The following is a 21,612-nucleotide window of genomic DNA, read 5'->3' as shown; positions in this document are numbered from 1 at the left end:
AATATAATTCCAATAAAGGTGTTGTCTTTACTGGAATTATATTTTTATATTAATCTTCCTTCATTTCTTCTCTTATACATTGTAAAACTTCATCATCTTTTTTATCATTTATAAATCTATATTGACTTCCTTTTATAGAAGTGTCAAATTGACATATTGCGGAATAATCACAAAATCCACAAGGTGTGTAATTATTTTTTTTATAAGGTTTTATGCTTATATTTCCTTCCAGCATTTCTTCACAAAGTTCTACTATTAGTTTTCTAACATAATCTCTTAATAATTGGAAATCCTCTAAATCCGCTACAGAGGAATTTTTAGAAGGAGAACCATCTTTATTTACCCTAACAGAAATTATATCAGAATATCCACTTATTAAATTATCCATGGCTTTTATTATATTGGCATCTTTTAAAACTAATCCTTTTAATTTTAATTTCTTTAATATTTCCTTTTCTGCTTCTTCTTTAGTTATTTCTTTTTTAGTACTTATTAATGGATCATCCATATTAAAATATAAGATTCCTGCTGGATTAACTTCTTTTTTAGCACTATCTTCTATTTCTTGGAGTAGTGCATCTAAATACACTAAAAGTTGAATTTGAAGACCATAGTATATATCTGATAAATTAAAATCCTGTTTGCCTGATTTATAATCAATTATTCTTATAAATGTACCATCTTCATTTTCTAATTTGTCTACCCTATCTATTCTTCCTATTAAATTCACTTTTTCTCCAGAGCTAAGTTCTATAGAAATAGGTGGAAAGTCTCCATTAAATCCAAAAGCTAATTCATAAGCTGAAGGTTTAAAATCCCCTCTACTTATTTGCTGAGAAATTACCTCCATGGATTTAGAAAGTATATCTTTAATTCTATTGGTCATATGTTTATATCTTGGAGAACTATTTAATATAGAACCTTTCATGTCTTTTATTTTTTCATCTACCATTGTAGATACAAAACTTTCACATAACTCTCTGTCTATTTCTTCCCAGGAAATATTTTTCCCTTCTATATGTCTTGAAAAACTTTCTACTACATCATGCATAAGGGTTCCAATATCTGGTGTAGAAACTTTATATATTTTTCTCTCCTTAGCATTCATACCATATCTAATAAAGTAGGCAAAAGGACATTGAGAAAATTTTTCTAATCTTGATACACTCATATTTAATTTTGAGCCATATAATTTTCTTACCCTTCTTGTATCTACTATTTCCGCATAATTTGTATGATTAAATCCTTGTGATATATTTATAAATTTTTCTTTCCACTCTTTATTATTCATAAACCAATCATAAACAGATAACCATATAGAACTTAACTCTAAGCCCTCTTCTTTAACTCGTAATTGAGATATAAATTCATTAAAAGTAGGTTTAGGTGATGATATTTTTTCTATATCACCCTCTTCTTTAATTACATTGCTTTTTTCACATAGATTAGGAAATATTTTTCTAAGCCTAGATATTACAATAGATGGTCTTAAGGTTTTTCCTTCTTCATTAGCTATAGGATAACTTATTCTTAAATAATCACTCATAGTAGTAAGAGTTACATACATCAAAAATTGTTCTTCAAATGCCGTGCTTTTGGTATCCTTTGCTACTTCTAGTCCTGTCTCTCTTAAATTTTCCCTTTCTAAATCTGATAAAATACCATTTTCATCTAATACACTAGGGAAAACACCATCATTAGTTCCTACTATGTAAAGAGCTTTTATTTCATGGCTTCTAAGCCTTTTGGTACTACTTACAAGGACTTGGTCTAAAGATGGAGGTATAATCCCTAATTCATATTGCTCAAAACCACTTTTAAATATATTTTCTAAGGTTCTACTATTGAGTTTCTCCTCCTTCATGACCTCTACTAATTGTTCCATAAGTCCTATGGCAACATCCCATATTTGTTTATATTCATTTATCTTATCTAATCTATTTCTTTCTTTAAAATACTTTATCCAACTTTCTATCTTACTGGATATATTCATTTTCTCTAAAAAATTATATAATTCTAAACACATCTTTTTAGGGGTAATTTCACCTTTTATATTATTGTGAAATTCTATAAGAGGTTCTGTTATTTTTCTTCTAATTTCATTTATTTTCTTTAGTTTTTCCTCCTCCTCTTCCTCTTTTTCTTCTGTTAAATTGAACCCATATAATATTTTATAATCCCAATCTTTTTCCTCTATCCACCTCTTTCCTCTTATACCGTTTGCTAATACATAGTTTTCTATAATATCTATTTCTTCTCTTTTTATATCTACAAGTCCCGCTTTTAAATACCTAAATACAGATTCATAATTCCAATTTTTATTTAAAACTTCCAACGATGATAATATAAAAATCACTAGAGGATTATTATCTACCTCCACTTTTTTATCTATAAAATAAGGTATTCCATACTCTGTAAAAACCGCTTTTATAAGACTTTGGTATCCTTCTAAATCTCCAGTAATTACTGCTATATCCTTATATCTAAACCCATTGTCCCTTACAAGTTTTATTATATCTCTTGCTGTATACTCTATTTCACTATACTCATTTAAAGCTTGAAAAACACATATGTCCTCTGTATACTTTTCATGTATTTTATAGGGAAACGCAAATAAATTCTTTTCCATATGACTTAATTCTTTACTATTTTTAAATCTATAACAAGGATCACAGTTTAATTTTATTGGTTTTTCATATTTTATATTATTTCTTTTCACAAATTCCAATATTTTTTCTTCTGTATTTTTTACTGGAAGAAATAAATCTAAATTATCTATTCTTTCCCCTTCATTTAACCCCCCTGTACACAAAGTTATATTTACCTTTTCTGCTTTTAAAAGTAATTCTTCTAATACTAAATACTCTTGAGGAGTGAAATTAAAAAATTCATCTACCCAAATATAAGCCCCATCAAAATACTTTGATTCTTTAAGTTTATCTGCTAATATGGTGAGGTTTTCCTCCTCATCTATAAATTTTTTTCTTATACTATCTTGAAATTTAGAATATATTAAGTATATATCCTGAAGTTTACCCTTTAATATATTATCTTCTCTTTCTTCTGCAACCTCTAAATATTCCTTTATCATCTCTGGAGTCAAATTGTATCTTTTAAATTCTGTTATAATATCCGATAAAGTAGATACAAATCCATTTTTATTTGCAGCATTATTAAATATTTTAAGTTCTCCTGTTAATTCATTTAATATACTATATAAAAGCATATTTTTTCCTGACTCATTCATGTATCTATGAGTTACTCCCCCTACTTCATTAAAAACCCTATAAGCCATTCTTTTAAAACTTAAAACCTCTGCTCTTGAAACTGCTCTCTCTCCTATGTAATTTATTAAATTTTTCTCACTCTGAAAAGAAAATTGTTCTGGCACAAGTAATATTAATTTTTTATCGCTATTTTCTTCTATTTTTCTTTTTATATCTTGAAAACAATAATAGCTTTTTCCACTTCCTGATCTTCCGTATATAAACTTTAAACTCATTTTACCACCCCTAAATTCCACAATGCTTTAATTATATTCTATACTAAAAAGAATAAAAAAAAAGAGATTTTCTGATTAAAATCAGAAAATCATTCTTCATTGTTAGTTGTTCATTAAACAAAGACTATTTATTTAATCTATAATTAAATTCCATAGTGTCTTTTCCATCTAACAGTATTGTATTTGAAAATTCTACTAGACCTAACTCCTCTTTAAATACTTTCTTTTCTTTATATATCTTATTTGGGTAACCTTCTACTCCCTTTATAGTTGTTTCTGTTTCCACAATTCTTTTATTATCTTTATCAATATAAGAATTTAATATTTTTGTTTCTCCATCATATTCTTTCCCCATAAAGGATACTTTTTCTGTCCATGTTCTTCCTTTGTCTAAAGGGGCTTTTAATATAGTTGATTTTTCTATGGCTTTAACTTTAGCTTTTCCCGTTTTTTGTTCTTCTATAACTGAATCTTCTTTTACTGTATATATCTTTTCAAATTGGTGTTCTGAATTAGAAAACCCTTCCCCTTCATCTGAATGTTTTGCTACTTCTCCTTTAATGTGAATCTTCATTTCTTTTTTATCACTGGATATATTAAATATCTTTAATGTTTCTCCATATTCTAAAGTTCCATTATAGTTCAAATCTTTCTTTTCATTTAAAGGAAACATTTTTGTTAATTCCTTACTATATCCCTTTTCTTCAACTATTTCTTTATTTTTAATATTACTAGTCTGCTCCTTTTTGTCATCTTTAGCTGTAGTACAACCAACTGCAAATATAGATACAGATAACATAATTCCTAATATTAATTTCATTTTGTTTTTCATTTTATCATCTCCCATATAATTAATATAAATCCTTACAATTATATGATATATCTTATTTGATTAAAATAAATTACGCCTTATTTACAATAGTATTACATATTAGTTACAATACATACTTTATTATTACTTGTTAAGTATACTACGTGCTTCTTCCCCAATTATCTTTATTCCCTTTTCTATTTCTTCTAAAGAATTTCTAGAAAAACCTAACCGCAGTGTGTCCTCACCTTCATTATCTATGAAAAACATATCTCCTGGAGTAAATATAACTTTTCTTTTAAGACAGGCTTTTAAAAGTTCTCGTGACTTTATATTTTTTAATTTTATAAATATATAAAGTCCTCCATCGCCTAGAATATATTTATTAGGAATTTCTTCTTTACAAAGTTTCATTATATATTCATATTTCTCTTTATATATTGTCTTTACTTTTTTTACATACTTCTCAAAAGCCCCACTATTCATATATTCATAAAGTATTCCTTGATCTAAAAAAGACGTGTGTATATTTCTACTTCTTTTAACACTTTCTAAGATATCTATTAATCTTTTGTCTGCTAAAATCCATCCTATTCTCATACCTGGAAAAAGTATTTTTGAAAGACTACCTATATATATAATGGAGTTTTCTTCTCCCGCTATAGCTGCAATTGGTGCTATATGAGTTCCCGAGTGTTGAAGTTCTTCATTAAATCCATCTTCTACTATGGGTACATTATATTTTTTTAATATTTCATAAAACTTTTTTCTTCTCTTAAAAGACATAACCCTACCTGTAGGATTATGATACGATGGAATTACATAGGAAAGCTTTACTTGGTTATTCTTTAGCTTATTTTCTAACTGATTTAAGTCTACACCCTTATCATCTATGGTAACACCTACTATATCCAACTTATGAAGTCTCATAAGTTTAATTGCTGTATTATGGGTAGGATTTTCACATATTATTTTATCTCCTTCATTTAAAAGGGATGAAAGTACTATATCAAACCCTTCTGTAAAACCATTGGTAATTAATATATCCTTATTTTTTATATTTACACCTTTTTCTTTCATGTATTCTAAAAGGTAATCTATAAGAGGCTTATATCCTTTAGCATAACCATAATTTAATATTTTTTCCCCTTCTAAGGATACCCTATTTAAAAAAGCTCTTTTTAATTCTTCTACATCAAATAATTTTTCATCTGGAGCTATACTTTTAAAAGAAATCATACCTTTTTTATATAATGCTTCAGTTTTCATTATATCTAAGTCTTCTGACATCTTTCCATATTCATTTATCTTACTATACCAATCTATTTTCCAATCATTATTCTCACTTATCTTTATGTCACTTACAAATGTTCCTTTTCCTCTTTTTGTATAAACTAAATTTTCTTCCTCTAAAAGCTCATAAGCTCTTATTATAGTATTTCTACTTAATGTAGTCATGGTTGCCATCTCTCTTGAAGAAGGTAATTTACTTCCTGATGGCATCATTCCATTTTTTATAATTTCTTTTAAGTATTTATATATTTCTTCATAGGCTATCTGACCATCCTTTATATTAAAAATAGGAAACATAAAAACACCTCAAAATTCATATTCTTTAATGGAAAGTTCTATTATCTTATCTAAAAGTTCACTAAAATTTAAGCCATAAGCTTTAGCACTTTTGGGAAAGAGGCTATATTTAGTCATACCTGGTAAAGTATTTATCTCTATTACATATACTTCATTCCCTTTTATAATCATATCAATTCTACCATAAACCTTCAACTTAAAACTTTTCCAACATTTATTACTTATTTTCTCAACTTGGTCTTTTAATTCTAAAGAAAGATCTGCAACCTTCTCCTCTGCTACCCCTTCAAAATACTTAGCTTTGTAATTAAAAAATTCTTCCTTTGTTTTTATAGATAATATAGGAAGTGGCTTGCCATCTAACATACAACAGGTAATCTCTTCTCCTTTTATATATTCCTCTATTAAAATTTCTTCATCAAATTTAAAAGCTTCTTCTATAGCTTTTATTAATTCTTGTTCTTTTTTAACTATAGTTATACCAATACTGGATCCACCACTATTTGGCTTTACTACTAGGGGGTAACCTATATTTTTAATACTCTCAAAGTCTATATCTTCATTTTTATATAGCATTATCCACCTTGGAGTTTTAATCCCCTCTCCTTGCAGTATTTTTTTGCTCATATTTTTGTCCATACAAAGAGAACTTGCCAATACTCCTGATCCTGAATAAGGTACTCCCATGGTTTCTAAAAGGGCTTGAACTTTTCCATCTTCTCCAAAATTACCATGCAATGCAATAAAAGCAAATTCTAAACACTTTATTTTATCTATTAATTCAAACTTTGTATTTATGGGTATAGGGAGTATTTCATATTTACTTTTATCTAAGTTCTCTATTATATATTTACCCGTAAGATTTGATATCTCTTTTTCTGTAGATACTCCTCCCATAACTACTCCTATTTGCATAAAAATCCTCCTAAAAAAATACTAATACAATATATATTGTATTAGTATTATTCCATTACGGAAAGAACCACCATGATCTATTTTTTTATAACATGTGGATTTTATAACAGTTTGTTATCTCTTAAAAATAATACATTTTTATAAAGTCTAAGACTATTTATAGAAAAAATCACTACACTACATATTAAAATGAACCGTCCTAACCCCTCTATACTATTTATATAATTTCTATTTACCATTATAAAGGCGATTACCAATATACTTAAAATATTTTTTAATACATAATAATAATATACTTTTTGTTCTTTAAAATATTTCTCTTTTATACAACTTTCTAAAAAAATAAATATGCATAATGCCAAAATTAAAACTACTAAAATCTTTCCCATAATTCCCTCCACATAATACTATTATTACATATTATTATAAGAAATATTTCTTTCTCAGTTATTACTAAAACCTTAAATTTTACTTAACTTTAATTTTTATTTTTGTTTCATTCACCTCTTTAATAATATTTCATAATATAATAGTGTAGTTTTATAAAAGGAGAGATTTAATGTATTCTAACGAATTTAATTACCCTTTAATGTCTGAATTCTATCGCCAAAGACCAGGAGGTCCCGGTCGTCCGCCACAAGGACCTGGAGGTGTTAATAGACCACCCACAGGACCACCTCCATCTTTTACTCCACAACGACCTCAAGCTGCTTCTAATGCACAAATACTAGCTGTTGATCCTGGTTCTATAAGACCTTGCAGGTTTAGATTTGTTTACATTTGGCCTGAAAGAGGACGTCCATTTTGGATGTTTATAACCTTCGTTGGTCCAAGATCCATTGCAGGATGGAGATGGACTGGATTTTCTTGGTCCTATTTCGGTATAGATTTAAATAGAATCGACTCCTTTGTATGTTTTTAAATTAATAAAGAAAGGATAGAAAATCTATCCTTTCTTTATTTTATACTTACTTATTTTTATTTAACATTTCACCAATAGCCGCTATACTTCCTAAACTAGATACAGTTTCATTTGGAAGTATAAGTTTATTTGCTGGGTTTTTAGCCATTTCTTGAAGGGCTTCTACTTGTTTTAATGCTATTACTGTCTCATTAGTTCCTGATTCTAATATAGAAGCATTTACTAATCTAACAGCTTTAGCCTGTGCTTGTGCTACAGATTCGATAGCTTGTGCTTTACCTTCTGCTTCTAATATTTGAGATTGTCTAAAACCTTCTGCCCTTCTTATATTAGCTTCTTTTTCGGCCTCTGCTTGAAGAATTTTAGATTGCTTCTCACCTTGTGCTCTTTCAATTTCACTTTGCTTTTGACCTTCTGCTTGAAGAATTGTGGCTCTCTTATCTCTTTCTGCCTTCATTTGCTTTTCCATAGCTTGTTGTATTTCTGCTGGCGGAATTATATTTTTTATTTCTACTGACAAAATCTTTATTCCGTAAGCATCGGTAATTTCATCAACTACTCTTAAAAGATCATTGTTTATTTTATCTCTTCCTGATAAAACTTCATCTAAAGTCATATTACCTACTATATTTCTCATATTAGTTATAGTTGAGTAAACAATACCTGATTTATAATTTTCTATATTATATACAGCATCTTTTGCATTCATAACTCTGTAAAATATAACATTATCTATAGATATTCTAACATTATCCTGAGTTATAACATTTTGAGGCTCTATATCAAGTATTTGTTGTTTTGTAGAAACTTTCTTTCTAACAAAATCTGCAAATGGAATTGTAAAATGCCATCCTGGTTCTAATATCTTGTAGAATTGTCCAAATCTCTCCACTACATAAAGACTACCTGTATTTACAATCTTTATTGTTGATAAAACTGCTGATAATATTATTAATAGTAATATTATTAGTATTATTTTTCCAATCATTTCGCATCCTCCTCATATTTTTTTAATATAAACTTATTTCCATTTAAGGCTATTATTTTAGCCTTTTCCCCTTTTTTTATTAATTTACCTTCGTTTAGTACTGTCCAATATATCCCATCTATCTTTATAAGTTCCTCTTCTTTAATATCCTTTTCTACAGTTATAATTCTGTTTATATAGTTTTGTCCCATAGGCAAAGTTTTAGGTACACTTTTCTTTATGGTTTTCCTAACTATAGGGTATCCCACTGCTAAAAGAACAACACTGGTAAATATAAAAGCTATAAACTGTACTGAAAATGAATATCCTAAACTACTAATTATTAAAGCTACTATAGAACCTATAGTAAACCATACAAATAAAAAACTACTAGTAAATATATCTACAGTTATTGCAGTTGCCCCTATAACTATCCAAAGTAAAATTTGACTATACATACTTTTTCCTCCTTTCTATAGAAAGAGAAGTTTTAAAATTATAATAAATATATTTGAATTAATCTCTTAATTATTTATAATTAAGTTAAATGTCTTTATACAAATTATACACTAAATAGAATGTTTTTTATAGTGTTAATATTATATAATAATACTTTTAAGGATATATTAAGATATATATAAAAACTGGAGGTAAATTTATGAATTTTATAGAAAAACAATATATTCCCTGGAAAGATTTTTTAAATGTGGCATCTGCCTGCCCTATAACAAACGTAATGGATATAGAATTTAATTTGACTAATATTAAAAAATGTATAAATGAAGCCCTGAATAAAAAAGTTAAATATATAATTTTTCCTGAATTATCTATAACATCTTATAGCTGTGGTGATTTGTTTTTAAATAACCAGTTATTAAATTCTTCATTGAATGCAATAGAAGAGCTTTGTTCATTTCTAAAGGACAAAGATATTTTAGTATCAGTAGGCTCTCCTTTTTTATATAGAAACTCTCTTTATAATTGTGCATTCATTATACATTATGGAAAAATTTTAGGAATAGTTCCTAAATCCAATATATGTTCTAGTGAACAAAGATGGTTTTCTTCTGGTTTTAAAATCAGAAATGAATATGTAAGTACTTATTTCCAAGAAAATATACCTTTTGGAATAGACTTAATTTTTCAAAGTGGAAATTTTAAATTCTCCTTTGTATTAGGAGATGAATTCAATAGTCCTATTCCATTAAGTAGTTATCTTTCGTTAAAAGGAGCTAATATAATAGGAAATTTATCTGCCTCCAATGAATTAGTAGGTAAAAGCCAAAAAAGAAGGGATTTTCTTAAAACTACAACTCAAAGACTTTCCTGTGGATATATTTATTCTTCCTGTGGAGTATATGAATCTACCACTGACTTAGTTTATAGTGGTCATTTATTAATTGGAGAAAAAGGAAATCTATTAAAAGAAAATAAAAGATTCAAAAGAGAGAATGAAATAATAGTATCTTCTATAGATGTGGATAGCTTAATGTTAAATAGGCTAAGAAATACTTATTTAGAGGAATATTCAAACTTATGTCCTTTTAATGCTAGAACTATAAACTTTAATTTTGACAATTTACAAGACTTTATTTTACAAAGAGATATTAAGAAATATCCTTTTATCCCCTATGATAAAGAAGATAATAGACTAGAAGAAATATTTAATATACAGGTTTCTGCCTTAGCTAAAAGATTAGAACATACCAATCTTAAATCTACAGTTATTGGTATATCTGGAGGACTGGACTCCACTTTAGCACTATTAGTAACAGTTAAAACCTTTAAACTCTTAAACCTAGATCTTAAAAATATAATTGCTATAACCATGCCAGGCTTTGGAACAACAGATAGAACTTACAATAATGCCATAAACCTTTGTAAAAAACTAGGGGTATCCTTAAGAGAAATACATATTGTAAAATCTTGCCTTCAACACTTTGAAGATATAGGACATAATCCTAATATACATGATGTAACCTATGAAAATGTTCAAGCAAGAGAAAGAACTCAGATACTTATGGACATAGCAAATAAGGAAGGTGGATTAGTTATTGGAACTGGCGATCTATCAGAAATGGCTTTAGGTTGGTGTACCTTTAATGGTGATCATATGTCTATGTATGGAGTTAATGCATCTGTGCCTAAAACTTTAATAAGATATTTAGTAAAACATGTTGCCCTTGAAGAAAAAGATAAAGAAACTTCTTCTATATTATTAGATATATTAGATACTCCTGTAAGTCCAGAACTTCTTCCTAAAGATAATGAAGGAAATATAACTCAAAAAACTGAAAATATAGTAGGGCCCTATGAACTACATGATTTTTTCCTTTACTATTTTATAAAAGGTTTTGAAGTGAGAAAAATTTATTATTTAACTTGTGAAGCTTTCAAAGAAGATTATAAAGAAGATATTATAAAAAGATGGCTAGAATTCTTTATAAAAAGATTTTTCACTCAACAATTTAAACGTTCCACTGTGCCTGATGGTCCTAAAGTAGGAACCGTTAGCCTTTCTCCAAGAGGAGATTTTATAATGCCTTCTGATGGAAGTTACAATTCTTTTTTTAAATAAATTATAGGACTGTATCTAACATATATAAGATACAGTCCTATTTTTATATTATGCTTCCTCAGGTTCTTCGTATTTTTCTCCAAAGGTATCTACAGTTATTTCCTTTATTTTTTGATCTTCTAAAGGTTTATCCATAAAATCTGTTGGTTGTTCTACTATTTTAAATGCTACGTCCAATCCTTCTGTTATCTTTCCAAAACCAGCATATTGTCCATCTAAATGAGGTGATTCTCCCACCATTATAAAAAATTGGCTTCCTGCTGAATCAGGACTCATAGCTCTTGCCATGGATAAAACTCCTTCTTCATGTTTAAGTGAATTTGGAAATCCGTTAGCTGAAAATTCTCCTTTAATAGAGTATCCAGGTCCTCCAACTCCTGTTCCTTCTGGGCATCCACCTTGTATTACAAATCCAGGTATTACCCTGTGAAAAATTAACCCATCATAAAAGCCTTTATCTATTAAGCTTATAAAGTTTCTAACAGTATTTGGAGCTATTTCAGGATATAGTTCTCCTTTCATAACATCTCCATTTTCCATTGTTATAGTAATTATAGGATTTTTCATTTAAACCTCTCCTTTGTCATCAGTTATCTTGTTAATTATAGCATTTTTTATTATTTTTTAGTACTTTCTTTTTTTGCAGTATTTAAAAAAACTTCTATATCTTCTTCCTCTTTTTTTATTTTATCTTCATTCATATCTCCTCTACCCAATCTATCACATTTTGACAAAAGAGCTATTTCCTCTGGGGAACATTCTTTTTTCATGCCATCTATATCAGCAAAACTCATTTTTTTAGCTACAAATAAAGGTTGCATATGCCATCTTACTAAAGCTGCTACTTTTTTTATAAAATCTTTATCATTTATAAATTCTTCTAAAAATTTTATAGATAAAAATTCTCCTTCTTTATCATGATTATAGGAAGTTATCTTTCCCCTTCTTATTTTAGTAGTAGTACCTTTTCCTATATCATGTAATAGTGCTGCCCACATAAAAGCTTTACTATCCTCACTAAATTCTTTATTTTTCGCTGCTCTATCTAGCACCATCATAGTATGATTCCAAACACTTCCTTCTGGGTGATGGGTTAAATTTTGTTCGGTCTTTTTTAAATTTTCTAAAAGGTTAAAAGGATATTCTTTTAAAAACCCCTCTTCACTTAATTTATTCAAATATTCGGAAGGATTTTCATCTTGTAGTAAGTGTTTTTCTATATTTTTAAATATGGTGTGTTTTTCTTCCATAAAATCTCCTTTCTCATCTTCTCTATTTATCTATATTTTTATCCATATGTACTATTTTTATTATACTATTTTTACTATACTTAATAAATAAATCCCATAAAACCTAAAAATATCCCATAAAGTAAACCTTTTAATTGTATACTCTACAGGATATTTTTTATCTTAACTCATTACATAAAATTGAGAAATTATCTTTATGCCATTTAGGAATTTTTAAACCTTTTGGTATGTTATATTTTTTCTTTTTACCATTAACCTTCATGGTAAGTTTATTATATAGGAACCTTTTATATAAAGTAATATTTTCTACTTCTGACATTGGAATGGTCTTTACCTTATTTAACATAACACCTTTGAAGCAACTAATGGCAATTATTAAAATTTCATCCTTCCCAAAATACATAATTTCTAATGTTGGATAAGTATAGTGAAGGTTTAAGAATTTAGATTTTATTACATATAAACTCCTATTTTCCTCTGTAACTGAATATCCATTTCTACTAAGGTGTTCTAAAATGTCTTTTTCTATTTTTGCTTTCTTCAATTTAAACAAAATGTATTCTCTCCTTTAACTTTTGATGCTATTATAATATCGTAGCATTGAAAGTTAAATTAACTCTTATAATAAAAATAATCGTAAAAACATTTATTTTTTAAGTTTTTCCTTATAGAACTTAATAGCATTATTTACTCCACCAGTAACTCCTTCTGTACTTATAGTAGCTCCTGACACAGCCTCTATCTCATAATCTTTTGATGGTGGATTTTTAACTACTTCTAGTTTTTTATCCACAGATTTATTTAAAAATTTATTTATAAAATCTTTTTCGTGTATTACGTCTCCAATTCCTTCTGTTTCACTATCTGCCACTACTTTTACAAATACAACTTTGCCTTCATTAGATATACCTACCATAGTTTGAATTTCTTCCATTCCTGTACCTAAACCAGTTATAGCATATCCTAAAAGTTGTTCCCCTTTGTATATACCTTTAACTTCTTTAACATTTTCAGTTAATTCTACTGCTACATCTTTCATACTATCCGCTTCAGGTATTATATCCTTAGCTTCTAATGGCTTTTCTTTTTCTTCCTTAACTTCTTCTCCTAATACATTTTCCTTATAGAATTTTATAGCTTCGTTTACAGCTTTAGTTACACCTGTAGATGTAATTGTAGCTCCTGTTATTCCTTCTACTTCATTATCCGCTGATGGGGACGTTTTTACTGTTTTTAATTCCTCTTTTACTGATTTTTCTTTATATCTTCCCATAAAACTTTCTTTTTCTACTATATCTCCAATACCTGGTGTTTCTGCATGGGAAACTATTTTAAGACCACCTATTTTTCCATCTTTAGTTATTCCAACAGTCATTTTTAAAGGTCCCATACCCTTGGAATTTGCTATAATAGCATGTCCAACTAACTCACCTGCTGCATAAACTTCATATGCTGAACTTATTGGTCCTTCTTCTTCTATTTTAACATCCATTTCTTTTGGTTCATCTGCATTTAATCCTGGCAATATTACATCTAATTGCAAGCTTTCTTTCTTCTCAATGGCTGCTATGGTATCTTTAGTTGCATCATATGTAATGCCTAAGATTCCTCCACAAATGGCTGCTATTAAACATAATGTTATTATTCCTTTTAAACTATTTTTCATTTTTTTAATTACCTCCTAACTACTTATTTAATATAATTATGCTTAAGAATAATAATTCTAAAAATTCACTTTATTATATATCATTCAATTATTTTTTATAGTAAGTTTATTAATAATATAGTTCAAATTAACATAAATAATAAACCTATTCTATCTTTACATAGCTAACCTCCTCAAAATCTTCATAATATATATGTTAATATATACATATGTTAATATATTAGCAATTTGCTTGTCAACCTGATTTTAAGATTTGTTATGCATTGTATAAAAAAAGAATAGGTTTGTTCAAATTTTATATTTTTATAATTTTTTGATTTATATTATATTTATAATATTTGCCATTTCTATTGCAGTACAAGCTGCCTCATATCCTTTATTACCAGCTTTTGTTCCTGCCCTTTCTATGGCTTGTTCTATATTTTCTGTAGTTAAAACTCCAAATATTACTGGCACTTCTTCATCTAAAGTAATTTTAGCTATACCCTTAGATACTTCACTTGCCACATAGTCATAATGAGTAGTGGCTCCTCTTATAACAGCACCTAAGCATATTATCCCATCATATTTTTTACTTTTTGCCATCTTTTTAGCTATTAATGGTATTTCAAAAGCTCCTGGCACCCAAGCTATTTCTATGTCTTTTTCATCTACACCATGTCTTATAAGTGCATCCACAGCTCCATCTAAAAGTTTACCTCCTATAAATTCATTAAATCTTCCTATAGTTATACCAAACTTCAAACTCTGTCCTATTAATTTTCCTTCTATTATATTCATTTTATATTCCTCCCAATTTTATATATTAAAAATGTAATAAATGACCCATTTTTTCTTTTTTAGTTTTTAGGTAAAATTCACTTTCCTCATTTTCATGAATTTCTAGTGGAACTCTTTTTACTATTTTTATTCCATAACCAGATAATGAAGTTATTTTTTTAGGATTGTTTGTCATAAGATTTATCTTTTTAATTCCTAAATCATTTAATATTTGAGCTCCTATTCCATAATCTCTTAAATCAGGTGGAAAACCTAAGGCAATATTAGCTTCCACAGTATCCATGCCCTTGTCTTGAAGATTATAAGCCTTTAATTTGTTAATAAGCCCTATACCTCTTCCTTCTTGGCGCATGTATACTAGTACTCCTCTTCTCTCTTCACTTATAGCTTTCATAGCTGCTTCATATTGATACCCACAATCACATCTTACAGAGCCTAGAGCATCTCCTGTAAGACATTCTGAATGCATTCTAACTAATACATCTTCTCCATTTTCTATATCTCCCATTACAAGGGCTACATGGTGCTCACCATTTATTTTGTTTTCATAGCCTATTATTTTAAATTCTCCCCATCTTGTTGGCATTTTAGCTTCTACAACTCTTTTTACTAGAGTTTCTTTCTTTCTTCTATAAGCTATTAAATCTGCTATATTTATAATTTTTAAATTATGTTCCTTAGAATACTCCATTAATTGAGGGAGTCTTGCCATCTTTCCATCTTCCCCTACAATCTCACAAATTACTCCTGCTGGATAAAATCCTGCAAGCCTTGCTAGATCTACAGAAGCTTCAGTATGTCCTGCTCTTTTTAATACCCCACCTTCTTTTGCTTCTAATGGAAAAACATGTCCTGGTCTTTTAAAGTCCTCTCCCTTTACACTGCTATCTAATACTTTTGATATGGTATGAGCCCTTTCATAAGCTGAAATACCTGTAGTAGTATCTATGAAGTCTATGGAGACTGTAAAAGCTGTTCCATTTGTATCTGTATTTATATCTACCATTTGATTAAGGTTTAATTCCTTTAATCTTTCTCCAATTATAGGCATGCACACTAATCCTCTTCCATATTTAATCATAAAATTAATATTTTCAGGAGTTACTTTTTCTGCTGCCATTAAAAGATCCCCCTCATTTTCCCTATCCTCATCATCTACCACAATAACCATTTTTCCTTCTTTTATATCAGCAATAGCCTCTTCAATACTATTAAACTTAAACATTTTTACCACCCCTTTATTTAATGAATAATGAACAATGAAGAATGAACAATTGTGGTTATTTTTTCTCCATTATCATTACAAAAAAATTTTAATTGTATGATTTATATATTAAGTGCTTCTTAACTAAAACAACGATGTTTAGCGAAGCAAACGAGCTCTTTATTTAATGAAGAATGAAGAATGAATAATTGCGGTTAGCTAATGCTAAACCTTTATAAATGAACTAAACCTAAAATATCTTCGATGTTCAGCAAAGCTGAAGGAGTTTTCCATAGTATAACTACCTTTAAATTAAAGATTTTCTGTAGCAAAGCGGAAGAAAATCCTCCTTAGTTATTCACTATTCACTATTAGTTATTAGCTAAACAAATCCGTTGTTTTTCAAAAAGTCCATGTCTATTTTACTTTGCTCTTCTTTATGATTTTTGAAATTTAAGATTTTCTCTACATATTTTCCTATTAAATCGCATTCTATGTTTAAAATGTCCCCTACTCCTTTTTTTAATAGGGTAGTTTTTTCACTGGTATTAGGGATTACAGAAACTTTAAATAGCTTTTCATCTACATAAGCTACGGTTAGGCTTACACCATCTAAGGCTATAGAACCTCTTTCTATTACATACTTTAGAAGTCCTTTTTCAGGTTCTACTGAAATCCACCAAGCATTTCCTTCTTTTTTATATTCCTTTATAATCCCTTCTCCATCTATGTGTCCGCTAACTATATGTCCACCTAATCTTCCTGTAGCCTTTAGAGCCCTTTCTAAATTTACTAAACTGCCTTTTTTAATATTTTTTAGATTACTTTGTCTTATAGTTTCTGGCATTACATCCACAGTAAAACTATCCTTTGAAAAGTTAGTAACTGTAAGACAAACTCCATTAGTGCATATACTATCTCCTAGATTTACATCCTCCAAAACCTTTTTAGCCTTTATTTTTATGCTATAGGCGTTTCCCTTTTTTTCTATATTCTCTATACTTCCTAATTCCTCTACTATACCCGTAAACAATAAAACACCACCTTTTATTAGTTATTATCTAAATAAAGCCTTCTATCAAAATATCTTCTTTAAAATTTTTAATAGATAAATCCTTTAGTTCTATGCAATCTTTAATATACTTTATTCCCTCCCCTTCTATAGGTGTTTTGCTATTTTCTCCACCTAATATTTTAGGAGCTAGGAACATGAGAACTTTATCTACAATGCCTTCTTTTAAGGCTGAGTAATTTAATGTTCCACCGCCTTCTAAAAGTATGCTATCTATATTAAGTTTTGTTAAATAGTTAACAAGATATTGCAAATCCACTTTTCTACCTTTTTCTGGTATGATAATTATTTTAGCCCCTACTTTTTCAAATTCTTTTATTTTCTTATCTTCAATTTGAGAAGTAGTTGCTATAAAAGTGTCCCCTTCTTCTTTAAAAATCCTTGCATCTAAGGGTGTTCTTCCTTTGCTATCTACAATAATTCTTGTAGGATTTACACCTTTTCTATCTTTTAATCTTGTGGTTAAAGAAGGATTATCTCTTAGAATTGTATTTACTCCAACCATTATAGAGCTTACTTTATTTCTAATTAAATGCACATATTCTCTTGAATCTTCTCCTGTTATCCATCTAGAATCTCCTATGGACGAACATATCTTTCCATCTAATGTTGATGCCCATTTTAATATACAAAATGGTTTTTTATAAGTTATATATTTTATAAATATTTCATTTAAATTTCTACATTCATCTTCTAAAGTTCCAACCCTTACTTCTATGTTAGCTTTTTTTAATATTTCTAAACCTCTTCCTGCTACTAAAGGATTAGGATCTTTCATACCTATTATTACTTTTTTTATACCCTTTTTAATTATGACATCTACACAAGGAGGAGTCTTTCCATAGTGGGAACAAGGTTCTAAATTAACATATAAAGTACCACCTTTTGGATCCTCTTTACAGCTTTTGAAGGCTTCTATTTCAGCATGAGCTTCTCCAAATTTTTTATGATATCCTTCTCCTATTATCCTTCCATCCTTTACTATAACTGCTCCTACTAAAGGATTAGGATTTACATATCCCTCACCCAAATGAGCTAATTCAATTGCTCTTTTCATATAAATTTCATCCAAATTCATCATCTCCTTTTTGTTCCATCCTTCAAAGATAACGAAAACATTGTGAAAATTCATGTCGCTAAAAAACCCTGAAAGAATTAATTCTTTCAGGGTAAAGTATTCTTACCTAATACATTCTAAAATAAATAATATAACTTAAATTAGCTACATAAGTATAAAACTATACAAGTGTATACTGATTAGAATGTATATGTAATTTCCTTCTTTCATCCAGACTTTAACTGTCGGCCCTGGAATTTCACCAGATCTGCCTTGCGGCTCGTGGGCTTTACCACCGGTATGGAATCTCACCAAACCCTGAAGGATGTATAAATATTCAATTTATTTTCTATTTTTAGCATATCATCTTTTTATTTTTGTGTCAACGTTTAAATAGACTTAAAAGCTTTTGTTTAATAAACAACTAAAATAAATCCAAGTCAGGCTATCGCCTTAGAATCTTTCATAATTCAAGACAGCCTAGCGGCTTGCCACACATTCGCTAGATATACCATTTTCTCCATCCCTTTCAAAGGTAACTTTCCCCCTACTAGGGTTAATTATTTATTAAATAAAATATTACTTTCTGTTTCCTGTTGACATACACTTGTATAAGTTATAAAATATTACTCATAGATTTAGCACATCTGTATTTATGTGGAACACATATATATAGACTGGGAGGGATAATTTAAATGAATGTAAATGAGTTAAAAGAACTAGTTTGCAAAGTTATTGATGATAACTTTGACAAATTATTTAATCTAGCAGGAGATATTGAAAATAATCCTGAGTTGGGTTTTAAGGAAATAAAAACAGCAGAAAAAGTATGTAAATTATTTGATGAATTGAATATTTCATACAAAGACAAGCTTGCTTTGACTGGTGTAAAAGGAAAATTAAAAGAAAAAAGTGAAGGTCCTAATGTAGCTATTTTAGGAGAATTAGATGGTGTTATTTGTTTTGATAGTGCCAATGCTAATAAAGAAACTGGAGCTTCTCATACCTGTGGTCACAATTTACAAATAACTGCCATGGCAGCAGCAGCATTGGGTCTTAAACTTTCTAATATAGAAGATAAACTTCATGGTAATGTAAGTTTTATGGCGGTACCTGCTGAAGAATTTATAGAAATTGAATACAGACAAAAACTTAAAGAAGAAGGAAAAATACATTTCCTTGCAGGTAAGCAAGAACTTATTTATAGAGGAGCATTTGACGATGTAGATATGGCTATGATGATACATTCTCTAAAAGATGCTCCAAAACCCACTGTTGCTCTTGGAAGCTCTAGTAATGGATTCATAGGAAAAACTATTCAATATATTGGTAAAACAGCTCATGCAGCAGAAGCTCCTCATACAGGTGTTAATGCTTTAAATGCAGCTATGTTAGGTCTTATGGGAGTTAATGCTTTAAGGGAAACTTTTAGAGACGAAGATTCCATAAGAGTTCATCCTATAATAACTAAAGGTGGCGACACCGTAAATAGCGTACCTGCTGATGTTAGAATGGAAACCTATGTACGTGCTAATAATGTAGATGCCATGAAAATAACTAACAAAAAAGTGGACAAGGCATTAATTGCTGGGGGATATGCTATAGGTGCTGAAACTATAATAAATACTATTCCTGGACATCTTCCATTAAAATCTTCATTACCTTTAAATGAGATTTTTAAAGAAAATAGTCTATCCTTATTACCTGAAGATAGCGTTATAGATGCTGGTCACTTTGCAGCTTCTACAGATATGGGTGATGTATCAAATTTAATTCCTGCTATACATCCTTTTATAGGTGGAGTTTCCGGTGCATTACACACTAAAGATTTTAAAGTAGAAGATTTTTATTCCGCTTGTATATTGCCTGGGAAAATAATGGCTATGTCCGTTATAGATTTATTATTTAATAATGCTGAAAAGGCAGAGGAAATTATAAATTCTTACACCCCTACCTTTGAAAGTAAGGAAAAGTATATAGAATTCTTAGAAGAATGTTTTGAAAGGAAGGTTGAAAAATGAAGAATTGGAAAAATCATATATTAGTTCTTTTGTTAGTAGTAATAGCAGAAGCAATTGGTGTTATAAAATTTAAATTTGGACCTGGAACTATAGTACTACTACCAATGCTTTATGCCTTAATTATTGGAATATTTTTATCTCCTAAATTTTTAAAAGTAGTAAATGAAAAAGATATGAAGGATGCTGGTACATTAATAACTGTATCTCTTATGTTATTAATGGCTAGATATGGTACATTAATAGGTCCAACATTACCAACTATAATTAAATCAAGTCCAGCACTTATATTACAAGAGTTTGGTAATATTGGAACAGTATTTTTAGGTGTTCCACTTGCAGTATTCCTTGGATTAAAAAGAGAAACTATAGGAGCTGCACATTCTATTGCTCGTGAACCTAATATAGCTTTAATAAGTGATATATATGGCCTTGATGGTGAAGAAGGTAAAGGAGTTATGGGAATATATATATGTGGTACTGTTTTTGGAACAGTTTTCTTTGGACTTTTAGCAAGTTTTTGTGCAGCATATATTCCTTTCTTCCATCCCTATGCATTAGCTATGGCATCTGGAGTTGGAAGTGCTAGTATGATGACAGCTGCAGTAGGTTCCCTAAGTGCTATGTACCCTCAAATGGCTGATACTTTGGCAGCTTTTGGTGCAGCAAGTAATATGCTTTCAGGATTAGATGGACTTTATATGTCTTTATGGGTAGCACTACCTTTAACAGAATGGCTATATAGAAAAAGTTATAAATTAAAATATGGAGTTGAACTTCCAAAAGTTAAAATCTCCGAAGTAAACTCTTCTAAAAAGGAGGAAGCTTAATATGAAGTTAAAAGATAATCTTTTTATACTGTTAATAGTAGGTGCACTATCCTTAGTTGGAAATATGATAGGTCCTAAACATAATATAATAGAAGCTATTCCTGGTATGATTATACTTATAGGTATATCTATTGGTGGTATAGCTCTTGCAAAGTTTATGCCTGGTAAAATTCCTGCTGTAGCTTATATAGTTACTTTAGGATGTATTCTAACTTACCCTACAATGCCAGGTGCAACAATGATTTCTCAATATATATCAAAAGTGGATTTTCTTGCTCTAACTACTCCAATACTAGCTTATGTTGGTATTTCTATTGGTAAAGATTTAGAAGCCTTTAAGAAATCTGGTTGGAGAATTGTTATTCTTTCCTGTGTTATATTTACTGGAACTTATTTAGGATCAGCATTAATTGCACAATTAATTTTAAAATTCATAGGACAAATATAAAA

20 protein-coding genes and 1 riboswitch are annotated in these 21,612 nt (G+C 29.0%); of the genes, 5 read left to right on the top strand and 15 right to left on the bottom strand.

The genetic code is table 11. The features are described 5' to 3' along the window. Positions 1-49: 49 nt before the first annotated feature. The 5 genes from addB to B5D21_RS10845 form a co-directional block, all read right to left on the bottom strand. Entirely contained in the window at positions 50-3,502 is a 3,453-nt protein-coding gene (addB, locus tag B5D21_RS10865) for a helicase-exonuclease AddAB subunit AddB (RefSeq protein ID WP_035127577.1), read from the bottom strand. 124 nt (positions 3,503-3,626) lie between these two features. Next, positions 3,627-4,334, bottom strand: coding sequence for a hypothetical protein (locus B5D21_RS10860; RefSeq protein WP_035124445.1), 708 nt, complete (start codon positions 4,332-4,334; stop codon positions 3,627-3,629). A gap of 123 nt (positions 4,335-4,457) precedes the next feature. Further along, positions 4,458-5,903 carry a MocR-like pyridoxine biosynthesis transcription factor PdxR gene (pdxR, locus tag B5D21_RS10855; RefSeq protein WP_011098955.1) on the bottom strand — a complete coding sequence of 482 codons (1,446 nt, stop codon included), beginning with the start codon at positions 5,901-5,903 and terminating at the stop codon, positions 4,458-4,460. A 9-nt stretch (positions 5,904-5,912) separates the two neighbouring features. Further along, a complete protein-coding gene (locus B5D21_RS10850; protein WP_011098954.1) occupies positions 5,913-6,818 on the bottom strand; it encodes a D-alanine--D-alanine ligase in 906 nt (301 codons plus the stop codon). A 101-nt stretch (positions 6,819-6,919) separates the two neighbouring features. Continuing rightward, on the bottom strand, positions 6,920-7,207 hold the full coding sequence (locus B5D21_RS10845) for a hypothetical protein (RefSeq protein WP_035110799.1): 288 nt from the start codon (positions 7,205-7,207) through the stop codon (positions 6,920-6,922). Between the two features lie 170 nt (positions 7,208-7,377). Here B5D21_RS10845 and B5D21_RS10840 point away from each other — a divergent pair, with 170 nt between their 5' ends. Beyond that, on the top strand, positions 7,378-7,740 hold the full coding sequence (locus tag B5D21_RS10840) for a hypothetical protein (protein ID WP_011098953.1): 363 nt from the start codon (positions 7,378-7,380) through the stop codon (positions 7,738-7,740). A gap of 46 nt (positions 7,741-7,786) precedes the next feature. Here B5D21_RS10840 and B5D21_RS10835 read toward each other — a convergent pair whose 3' ends face one another. After that, positions 7,787-8,728: an SPFH domain-containing protein gene (locus tag B5D21_RS10835; protein ID WP_011098952.1), complete on the bottom strand. Its 942-nt coding sequence runs from the start codon at positions 8,726-8,728 to the stop codon at positions 7,787-7,789. Further along, positions 8,725-9,165: an NfeD family protein gene (locus B5D21_RS10830; RefSeq protein WP_011098951.1), complete on the bottom strand. Its 441-nt coding sequence runs from the start codon at positions 9,163-9,165 to the stop codon at positions 8,725-8,727. The genes B5D21_RS10835 and B5D21_RS10830 overlap by 4 nt, the downstream gene beginning before the upstream one ends. Before the next feature lie 200 nt (positions 9,166-9,365). Here B5D21_RS10830 and B5D21_RS10825 point away from each other — a divergent pair, with 200 nt between their 5' ends. Beyond that, the gene (locus B5D21_RS10825; RefSeq protein ID WP_011098950.1) at positions 9,366-11,285 is read left to right on the top strand and encodes an NAD(+) synthase; all 1,920 of its coding nucleotides are present in this window, start codon (positions 9,366-9,368) and stop codon (positions 11,283-11,285) included. Positions 11,286-11,333: 48 nt separating this feature from the next. Here the strand turns inward: B5D21_RS10825 and B5D21_RS10820 are convergent, their stop codons facing one another. From B5D21_RS10820 to ribD, 8 genes are all read right to left on the bottom strand, one after another. Then, on the bottom strand, positions 11,334-11,852 hold the full coding sequence (locus B5D21_RS10820; RefSeq protein ID WP_011098949.1) for a peptidylprolyl isomerase: 519 nt from the start codon (positions 11,850-11,852) through the stop codon (positions 11,334-11,336). A 50-nt stretch (positions 11,853-11,902) separates the two neighbouring features. Next, positions 11,903-12,535, bottom strand: a complete 633-nt coding sequence (locus B5D21_RS10815; protein ID WP_011098948.1) for an HD domain-containing protein — start codon at positions 12,533-12,535, stop codon at positions 11,903-11,905. A 157-nt stretch (positions 12,536-12,692) separates the two neighbouring features. Continuing rightward, positions 12,693-13,088: a hypothetical protein gene (locus tag B5D21_RS10810; RefSeq protein ID WP_011098947.1), complete on the bottom strand. Its 396-nt coding sequence runs from the start codon at positions 13,086-13,088 to the stop codon at positions 12,693-12,695. A gap of 93 nt (positions 13,089-13,181) precedes the next feature. Beyond that, complete coding sequence (locus B5D21_RS10805) at positions 13,182-14,201, bottom strand: RnfABCDGE type electron transport complex subunit G (RefSeq protein WP_011098946.1); 1,020 nt, start codon at positions 14,199-14,201, stop codon at positions 13,182-13,184. Between the two features lie 318 nt (positions 14,202-14,519). After that, on the bottom strand, positions 14,520-14,981 hold the full coding sequence (gene ribH / locus B5D21_RS10800; protein WP_011098945.1) for a 6,7-dimethyl-8-ribityllumazine synthase: 462 nt from the start codon (positions 14,979-14,981) through the stop codon (positions 14,520-14,522). A gap of 25 nt (positions 14,982-15,006) precedes the next feature. Beyond that, complete coding sequence (locus tag B5D21_RS10795; protein ID WP_035110798.1) at positions 15,007-16,206, bottom strand: bifunctional 3,4-dihydroxy-2-butanone-4-phosphate synthase/GTP cyclohydrolase II; 1,200 nt, start codon at positions 16,204-16,206, stop codon at positions 15,007-15,009. Between the two features lie 361 nt (positions 16,207-16,567). Next, positions 16,568-17,218 (bottom strand): riboflavin synthase, encoded by a 651-nt coding sequence (gene ribE, locus B5D21_RS10790; protein WP_011098943.1) that lies wholly within the window; start codon positions 17,216-17,218, stop codon positions 16,568-16,570. A gap of 28 nt (positions 17,219-17,246) precedes the next feature. Further along, complete coding sequence (gene ribD / locus B5D21_RS10785) at positions 17,247-18,335, bottom strand: bifunctional diaminohydroxyphosphoribosylaminopyrimidine deaminase/5-amino-6-(5-phosphoribosylamino)uracil reductase RibD (RefSeq protein WP_338028209.1); 1,089 nt, start codon at positions 18,333-18,335, stop codon at positions 17,247-17,249. Positions 18,336-18,529: 194 nt separating this feature from the next. Beyond that, positions 18,530-18,644: riboswitch (FMN riboswitch) on the bottom strand. A 365-nt stretch (positions 18,645-19,009) separates the two neighbouring features. Here ribD and B5D21_RS10780 point away from each other — a divergent pair. The 3 genes from B5D21_RS10780 to B5D21_RS10770 are packed head-to-tail and all read left to right on the top strand — an operon-like array spanning position 19,010 to position 21,610. Next, on the top strand, positions 19,010-20,335 hold the full coding sequence (locus tag B5D21_RS10780; protein ID WP_011098941.1) for an amidohydrolase: 1,326 nt from the start codon (positions 19,010-19,012) through the stop codon (positions 20,333-20,335). Continuing rightward, a complete protein-coding gene (locus tag B5D21_RS10775; protein WP_011098940.1) occupies positions 20,332-21,162 on the top strand; it encodes a DUF3100 domain-containing protein in 831 nt (276 codons plus the stop codon). Before B5D21_RS10780 ends, B5D21_RS10775 begins: the two co-directional genes overlap by 4 nt. Position 21,163: 1 nt before the next feature. Next, entirely contained in the window at positions 21,164-21,610 is a 447-nt protein-coding gene (locus B5D21_RS10770) for a LysO family transporter (protein WP_011098939.1), read from the top strand. Positions 21,611-21,612 lie beyond the last annotated feature (2 nt).

It is taken from the genome of Clostridium tetani (assembly GCF_900167265.1).
In the GTDB taxonomy this organism is placed as follows: domain Bacteria; phylum Bacillota; class Clostridia; order Clostridiales; family Clostridiaceae; genus Clostridium_G; species Clostridium_G tetani.
This window is presented reverse-complemented; position numbering and strand designations above follow the sequence as displayed.